General features: G+C 38.4%; 8 protein-coding genes and 1 pseudogene. 8 read left to right on the plus strand and 1 reads right to left on the minus strand.

Annotation, left to right across the window (positions count from 1 at the left end):
• Positions 1–309 precede the first annotated feature (309 nt).
• The 8 genes from ACF1X7_RS09745 to ACF1X7_RS09780 all read left to right on the plus strand — a co-directional run bounded on the left by ACF1X7_RS09745 (position 310) and on the right by ACF1X7_RS09780 (position 6,932).
• On the plus strand, positions 310–927 hold the full coding sequence (locus ACF1X7_RS09745) for a LysM peptidoglycan-binding domain-containing protein (RefSeq protein ID WP_253732488.1): 618 nt from the start codon (positions 310–312) through the stop codon (positions 925–927).
• Between the two features lie 149 nt (positions 928–1,076).
• Entirely contained in the window at positions 1,077–1,979 is a 903-nt protein-coding gene (locus tag ACF1X7_RS09750; protein ID WP_254677194.1) for a flagellin, read from the plus strand.
• 501 nt (positions 1,980–2,480) lie between these two features.
• A complete protein-coding gene (locus ACF1X7_RS09755) occupies positions 2,481–2,915 on the plus strand; it encodes a flagellar protein FlaG (protein WP_411162729.1) in 435 nt (144 codons plus the stop codon).
• 8 nt (positions 2,916–2,923) lie between these two features.
• Positions 2,924–4,384: a flagellar filament capping protein FliD gene (fliD, locus tag ACF1X7_RS09760; RefSeq protein WP_411162730.1), complete on the plus strand. Its 1,461-nt coding sequence runs from the start codon at positions 2,924–2,926 to the stop codon at positions 4,382–4,384.
• Positions 4,385–4,411: 27 nt separating this feature from the next.
• The gene (locus tag ACF1X7_RS09765; RefSeq protein WP_039099557.1) at positions 4,412–4,741 is read left to right on the plus strand and encodes a hypothetical protein; all 330 of its coding nucleotides are present in this window, start codon (positions 4,412–4,414) and stop codon (positions 4,739–4,741) included.
• A 59-nt stretch (positions 4,742–4,800) separates the two neighbouring features.
• The gene (gene fliS / locus ACF1X7_RS09770; RefSeq protein ID WP_039099558.1) at positions 4,801–5,190 is read left to right on the plus strand and encodes a flagellar export chaperone FliS; all 390 of its coding nucleotides are present in this window, start codon (positions 4,801–4,803) and stop codon (positions 5,188–5,190) included.
• 129 nt (positions 5,191–5,319) lie between these two features.
• Positions 5,320–6,102 carry a MotA/TolQ/ExbB proton channel family protein gene (locus tag ACF1X7_RS09775; protein WP_254669735.1) on the plus strand — a complete coding sequence of 261 codons (783 nt, stop codon included), beginning with the start codon at positions 5,320–5,322 and terminating at the stop codon, positions 6,100–6,102.
• A gap of 23 nt (positions 6,103–6,125) precedes the next feature.
• Entirely contained in the window at positions 6,126–6,932 is an 807-nt protein-coding gene (locus ACF1X7_RS09780; RefSeq protein ID WP_411162731.1) for an OmpA family protein, read from the plus strand.
• A 340-nt stretch (positions 6,933–7,272) separates the two neighbouring features.
• Here ACF1X7_RS09780 and ACF1X7_RS09785 read toward each other — a convergent pair.
• Positions 7,273–8,232 (minus strand): annotated as a pseudogene (locus ACF1X7_RS09785) (IS30 family transposase).
• Positions 8,233–8,484 lie beyond the last annotated feature (252 nt).

Consider the following 8,484-nt stretch of genomic DNA (forward strand, 5'->3'; position numbering starts at 1 on the left):
CCGAACGCCCATTTGGATATTGGACAGCCCTAGTTCACAAAAGGTTTCGATTTTAATTCGTTCGGAATAGGTTATACTAGACAAAAGATCAGCTCCTAAAAGATGGGTTTGTGGTAAACACCATTTTAAAGGAAGCTGATCTTTTTGTCCGAACAGCGTTCGGATTAATTTTACAATCTACCTATTCAATATAATTGCTGGGAAAAGCAAATTAATTCGATCGATATTAAAAAGATACTGTAAAATATTTTAAAACACTATATAATTAGGAATCGTGATAGTAATTAAAGAAGGAAACGGGTTTTAAAAATGAATTTAGTTAATAATGACCTGCAAGTTCATAATAATGGGTCGATGCAAGCCGCAACACAGGCGACTAATTCGCAGCAAGCAGCTGAGTTTTCGAATGCTTTAGAAACAGCACAACAAACGATCAAAATCAAAAAGGGCGATACTGTCTCTGAGTTGGCAGAGAAATATCACACCACTACACAAGCTGTTGCTCAGGCTAACCAGTTAAACGATCCGGATTTTATTCTAGCCGGACAGAACTTAACTATTCCTGGAAGAGCACAAATAAGTGCGGCTGCGCAACCGACCTCTATGGTCAATGATGCTGGAACAGTAGCGTCACTAGCGAATGTTGACCTTGATGAGAACGCTTCTGCCAGTTCTAGCAACAGTTTAGAGCCAACATTGGCTGGGGCAGAAAAAAGTGCACGTGATTATATTATTCAGCATGAGTCGAGCAATAACTATAATGCTCGAAATGGACGCTATATTGGCAAATATCAGCTGGATCAAAATTATTTGCATGGTGATTTTTCACCTGCCAATCAAGAAAAAGTTGCGGCTCAATATGTCCAACAAAGATACGGCAGTTGGACTAATGCACAGAAACATTGGGTCAAGAATCACTGGTATTAAATTGATTTCATAACAAGAACGGGGTCACATCACAAAAGATGGGGCTCTTTTTTTCGGAAAAAATTTCTAAAATGACTTAAACAATTTAAAACTGAACCGATATATATATTTGTAAGCAACAAAATACAAAATATTCGGGGGAACAAACAATGAGAATTAATACTAACGTAGCTGCATTGAACACATATTCACGTTTATCTGCAGCCAATGCATCAAAGAGTGATTCTTTGGCAAAACTTTCATCCGGCAAGCGGATCAACAAAGCTGGCGACGATGCTGCAGGTTTGGCTATTTCAGAAAAAATGAAAGCACAGATCGGTGGTTTGAAGCAGGCTAAACGTAATGCTCAAGATGGTATTTCTTTGATCCAAACAGCTGAAGGAGCTTTGAGTGAAACTCATAGCATTTTGAGCCGGATGAATGATTTGGCAGTGCAAGCATCTAACGATACTTTGACTGACGAAGATCGTGGTAAGATCACTAAAGAAATTTCTAAGCTGCAGAAAAACATTGATGACATTGCTAAAAATACTGAATTTAACACTAAGAAGTTGTTAATCGGAGAACAGAACGCTGATGGTTCAGAAAAATCTGATACTTTAACACTGACCTTCCAAGTTGGTGCAAGCGAGAAACAAACAGATACAGTTACACTGAAAAAAATGGATTCAACAGCACTGGGTGTTAATAAAAGCTCGGAAGCAATTCCTGAGGGGGAAGCTGGAGGCCCTAAAGATGCTGTTCCTGGAATTGACTTGAGTTCAGCAGCAAATGCCCAGAAAGCTATCACAACGATTAAAGATGCAATTAACACAGTTTCTGATCAGCGTGCCGAACTTGGTGCTACTCAAAACGGCTTGAACCATACGATCAACAATTTGGGAACAACAACAGAAAATCTTTCTGAAGCTAACTCACGGATTGAAGATGTTGACATGGCTGAAGAAATGATGAACTTTACGAAGTCAAACATCCTTTCACAAGCAGCAACATCAATGTTGGCACAGGCTAACGCAATGCCAAACAGTGTCTTGTCATTACTTCAGGGCTAACAAAATATTATTGGCACAGGCCGATCGTCGTTTATTCGGCGGTCGGTTTTTTTAATAACAAGGTGGAGTGAGACGGGAGAAAGTGAGCACTATCGGACCTTAGCTTCAAATCACGTATTTTGCGATGTGAAGCTAAGGTTGGATAGGCAGAGCTTTCTGTCTCACGTAACCTGACTAAGAAAAACAAGGTGGAGAAAATGCGGTATGAAGCCGAGCATTAAGGGACTTTAACAATAAGTCATGTCTTTAGCGACTTGTTGTTGAAGTTAGTTAAGCGCAAGCTTTTGCATTTCGTAACCTGACTAAAAACAAGGTGAAGGCATATCGGGGACTTCCAAGCATTGTCGGAACAGCTGATTTCGAAACGTTCTTATCATCGAAGTCTGTTGCTTAGATAAGCCGAAAGAAGTTGACTCGCGCAGCCTGACTAAATCAAAAGAGAATTTAACTAGAAATATTGGAGTGAATATATGTAAGACACGGAAAGAAGGGACAGGTAACATGCAGATCAATAATATTCCACCAGTCGAACCCACGCCGGCTATTAATAAAATCCAGAAAGTTGCGACTGATAGTTATGAAATGGATACTTCATTAATGGATGAATCATTCATTCGTAAAGATCAGGAAAAATATTTGGGTAAACTTTTTCAGTTAAATGATGGTAAAAACGTTAAAGAAGTTGAGGATTCAGCCGATAATGTAGTCGTAGACCCGCAAGAACTGCAAAAAGCAGTTGATACATTGAATAAAAAGTTACTGGGCCGCGATTTTAAACTGAAATTCGAAATTCATCAGCGGACTGGACGGCAGTACGTTGAAATGGTGGATATGCAAAGCGGCAAAGTGTTAAAGGAGATCCCTTCTCATAAAATGCTTGATGTTTTGGGAAAAATCTGGGATCAGATGGGAATTACGGTCGATAAGAAAGGATAGTGACGTAAATGGCTGATATTACAAGTGCTACCTCAGCACCCAATGCAGGGCTCAGCTTTTTGGGCCAGTACTCTGGGATCACAACGGATGTTGTTGATCAGTTGATTGAGGCTGAATCTGGCGGTAAAACGCTGTTACAAAATAAAGTTACGAAATATAACCAGGAAAAGTCTGCCTGGAGTGAAATTTCATCAGCTTTAAGTAATTTTCAAACTAAGCTTAAAGCCTTGCAGAATAATGACAGTTATTATTCTAAAATTGCTAAAAGCTCGAATGAAGATCTTGCAACGATCTCAGGAAATTCCGACGCCAAAAATGGCGGTGATTTTGAACTTTTGGTCAGTCAATTAGCTAAGCAAACTAAGTTGACTGGTAGCCAGGTTAGCGCAGCAGAGACGAATAGCACTGATCTTAACTTGAACGGTAAACTGACTTTTGCTTATCAAGGAGAAAAAACTGACGATAGCCCAGAAACTGTTGATATTGATATTACAGAGAAGGATTCACTACTCGATATTGCTGATAAGATCAATAAAGAATCAAAAAATATTGGTGTTTCGGCGGTAGTGATCAACAAACGCCTAGTTTTGACGAATAACAAATCAGGTGCTAAAGAAACAACACTGGATCAAACAAAGAATACAGCTACTTTAGCTGCCTTGGGCTTAAATACTTCCGCTGATCTGGGTCAGGCTGCCAAGTATAGCCTAGACGGCATTGACATGGAAAGTGATAGTAACGTGATCTCTGATGCGATCGATGGTGCGACGGTCACCTTGAAAAAAGAGATCAAGCCTGAAGATGCCGTCACTTTATCCTTGAAGAATGATGATTCAAAAACAGTCAAGGCCGCTACTGATTTTGTAACACAATACAATAACTTAATGAGTTTGATCAAAAGTGACCTGGATGTGGGCAATCCGTCAGCTTCCACAGCGGAAAGTTCTTCGACTAATGTTCAAGGTAAGCTGGTTGGCGATTCGACTCTGCAACGGCTACAGTCATCTTTGAGAAATATGATCACACAAGCCGATAAAGACAATGGCGCTAGTCTGAGTCCTTTTGATATGGGCTTTTCCGTTGACAAGGATGGTGTTTTGAGCCTTGATGAAGACAAGTTTAAGTCACAGTTAGCTGATTCACCGGAAAAAGTCCATGACTTTTTCTATGTTCAAGGTGAGGACAGCTTCGACGAAAGTACGGACACGGGCTATACTGCTAAATTAAATAGTTTGGTCAATGAATTTATTAGCAACGATGCTACTAAAAAGGGAATCATTACTAATAAAAGCGATAGCATTGATAAGATGGTCAAAGACTTGAACTCGCAGATCGATGACTTCACCGCGCGTTTGGCCGATAAACGGGAACAATATATTGCACAGTTTACCCAGTTAGACTCGATCATGATGCAAGCTGATTCACAAATGCAATACATGCAAAGCCAGTTGGGTGTAGATCGACAATAATAACGATCATAAAAGAGGAGCAGAAGTTTGGAAAAACGAGAAGTTGAACAAATATTAACGAAGTTAAAGCAAAATATGAAAGACTGGGACCAAACAACTGCTTCCATTCTAGCTTTACTACAAGCCAATGATCAATTATTGACTCAATTGCAGGAAACTGAGTCAAACTTGTCAGCGCAGCAAAAAGTGGTTTTACAACAAGTAATGTCTGAATATCAGAGTCTGATGCAAGTAACGGCGAAAGAGAAGAAAAAAGTGTTGCAGCAATTAAAGAGTTTAGATCGTCAAAAGTCTTCCAGGGGTGGGACTTACCACCAAAAAATTACCGATGGGACGATGATCGAATTAGAATATTGATCCGTGACTTCAAGCTGGAATTACAAAATAGTTAAATTGATGGCGGGGGAATTGAATAAATGGATGTAAAACAGGCACAAAAGCAACGTAATTTTTATTTGAAGAATCAAGTGTTGACCGCTTCGCCTAACAAGCTGATCAGTTTATTGATCTCTGGGGGCATCAAAGCAATCAAGTTAGCTGAAATTGCATTGAATCAAAATGATATGGTAAAGGCAAATCATGAATTGCTTAGAGCTCAAGACATTGTTGATGAGCTGAAATTTTCATTAGATCATTCGGTTGATAGTCAAATTACGACAGACTTAAATCGTTTATATAACTTTATCACGCAACAATTAGTGGCCGCTAATGTCAGCAAAGACAAGGAAAAGCTGCCGCCCATTGTTAAATTGTTAGAAGAATTATTGGAAACTTGGAATGAAGTTAGCCAAAAACAAAATATTTAGTTGAAACGACTACAGGCTTGTTAATTCTGTAGTCGTTTTATTTTTTTGGAAATTTTTTTAATGAGTTTCCTTAAATCTTTTCAATTTTGTCCGATAAATAAAATGGAAGAGTGAAGAGGAGGAGAAAAAATGGACCTGTTTTTACTGATCGGTATCTGTGCCGCGTTGGTCATCGTGGTGGCAGCGATGATTTTAAAAGGTGCTAGCTTAGCCATGTTATTTAGCCCCGAGGCCATGATGATTATTTTTGGGGGGATCATTGTAGCGCTGATCAATACATATCCGCTGGCTGACATCAAACGTTTACCAGGAATTTTCAAAGTATTATTTCAAGCAAAAAAGTATGATTACCGCGCAACGATCGATAAATTAGTAGAATTATCAAATGTTGCCAGGCGTGAAGGCTTGTTGGCCTTGGAAACGCCTGTTAACAACTTAGATCCAGAAAAAGATGCGTTTTTAAAACGCGGCATGGAGATGGTGGTCGACGGGATCGATAAAGAAGAAATCGAAGAAATCATGGAAAATGAGATCTCATCGATCGAGGAACGGCATGCTAAAGGAACTGCCATGATGCAAACTGCCGGCAGTACTTCACCCACACTTGGTGTGATGGGTGCCGTGATCGGCTTGATCGGTGCACTTGGTCACTTAGATAACGTTGGTGTCTTGGGAGAGTCTATTTCTTCGGCTTTTGTTGCGACTTTGTTTGGTATTTTTATGGGATACTTGGTGTTCATGCCCTTTGCTAAAAGACTGCAACGTAAATCAGAACAAGAAATTCAAAATTTAGAACTGATCATGGCAGGGACATTGGCGATCGAAGAAGGAGTTTCAGCGAAAACAATGGAAAAGAACCTTGAAAGTATGATCAGTGAAACCAGACGAACTGACATTGAAAAAAATGAGTAGATTGGAAAGAAAGTGGGACAGGCATGCGTAAGAAAAAGAAAAAAAATGATAGTGATAGTGATAGTGAAGCCTGGATGCTCCCTTATTCTGACATGTTAACATTGCTACTTGCCCTGTTTATTGTGATGTTTGCTTCAGCCAAGGTCGATGATAGTAAGTTCCAAAAAATCAGTTCAGAGTTTGGGTCGATCATGGCTTTGTCACCAGAGCAACAAAATCATAAAAGTGCGGCAGTCGGTGGATCAAACGCAATCGAACTTGATTCACCATCAGTAACTAATAAAGAAAAAGATAGTCAGGCACCGGACCCTAAAACTAAAAAAGCAGCGATCAAACAAGAAAATGGAGTAAAGGGCAGTATTTCACAACAGAATCAAGAACAGCAATTAAAAGAAATTGCTCATAGTTTAAACGAAACTGCTGCAGAGATGAACTTGGGAAAAAACACAAAAGCTTCACTCAAGTCTGACGGACTACATTTAAATTTGGATAGCAATATTTTATTTGACAGCGGTAGTGCGGATCTGACTGCCGATTCTGCTGCAGCTTTAAAGGAACTGGGGCCAAAAATTCAACAACTAAAAGAAAATGAGGTCATTATTGCTGGTTATACAGATAATGTGCCACAAGAATCGAAAGACTATCCAAGTAACTGGGAATTGAGTGCTGCTCGAGCAGTTTCAGTCATGCGGTTCTTCGTGCAGCAAAAGGCAGTGACGGAAGGCAACGTCTCAATTGAAGCTTTTGGTGAAAATAACCCCAAAGCAACTAACGATACATCAGCGGGGCGTGCTAAAAATAGGAGAGTGGAACTAGTGATAAAAAAATAAACTGAGCAAATTATTATTGAAAATAGTTGAAGTACATTTTCAATATGGAATAGCGAAAAATGAAAATTGGGTGGGTAATTCGGTTATTCAGTAAGAAAATCTCATTTTCTTCGCAAAAATTATTTCAACAAGAATAATTTTTGAAATATAATATAAGTAAAAAATGCCAAAAAAATGACTAATTTTTAAATTTGTATATTAACAAGCAAATTTATTAGACATTCTTTAAATTTATATATAAATTAGCAATCAAGGCGCTTTCAAAATTTTTGTGGTTCAGAAATGGCATACATAAATGCGATAGTTCGCCTTTTTTAGTCTCTTGAAATGTCAAATTAAGTTAGAAATAACATAGCTGTTTATCTGTGATGTTTTCCATGAATACCTCAATTGGTGTTTTATAATTTAATGATTTTCTTGGAATACGATTACGCCGGCTACTGACTTGTTGAACTAAAGCATTTGGTAAATTGCGAAAATCCATGCTCTTGTTGAGACCATCTCGTCTAATTAGTCCATTATTATTTTCGTTTAAGCCACGCTGGTTAGGAGCCCCAACTTCGGCAAAATAAGTACTAATATCATGCTTATTTGCGATTTCTTTCCAACCAGTGAATTCTTTACCATTATCAAAAGTAATTGACTTGAAAAGGTGTTTTGGCTGTTGGGACAACCATTGATTAAGATGTTTATTAACGCATTCAGCCGATTTTTGTTGGATGTTTAAAATGATTTCAACTTTGGAGAGACGCTCAACTAAGGTCATAACTGCACCTTGATGTGCTTTGCTTTGGACGGTGTCTGCTTCTAAATGACCAAATTCATGTTGAAAATGAGGATAATCCTGATAGCGTTGATAAATACTTCTGCCGAGTCGGCCAGCTTTACCACGCCGTTCAACGTAACCATTTGGATGCCTTTTACCTTTCATTGGCAACAATTTCACATTGAAAACACCTTTTTGAAAAAGTCGGTATAAGGTTCTCATACTACAACTGATCTGTATCTCAGCTCGAACAATAATCGTATCAGGGGTCCAACCTAATGCGAGTTTCTGCTTAATGTATTTGGTTTCATCTTCTGGTAATTCAATTGCTTTTCGACCGCAATGAGTTTTATTAACTCGATGATTTTCTTGAAATTGACTAATTGAATTACCAGCATCTAGAAACCGGTAAACACGATAAACGGTTTCGCTGGAACGTTTAAGAGCTTTAGCGGCATGATAGGCTTTAATATCTTATTTCCAAAAGTTATATATAAAGGTTAATTCACATGTGGTAAGATGTTTATAAGTCATTTGTGGTTATCTCTCTTTTGATTAGGGATATTCAAAAGTCTACCACAAATGGCTTTTTTATTTCTAACTTAATTTTACAAACGACGAGTTAAAAAAATAATTAATACCCCGATTTAAAATTGAAGTGCAACACTTGATAACTAGACCAATTAGACTAGCTTAAAAGGCCATGAAGGCCTATTCTTATTATTAACGACAAAATCAACAGATAAGGATAGGTGTCTTCATGACCCAAACTAAGAATATCATGCC

This window comes from Latilactobacillus sp. VITA-14 (assembly GCF_046580785.1).
In the GTDB taxonomy this organism is placed as follows: domain Bacteria; phylum Bacillota; class Bacilli; order Lactobacillales; family Lactobacillaceae; genus Latilactobacillus; species Latilactobacillus curvatus.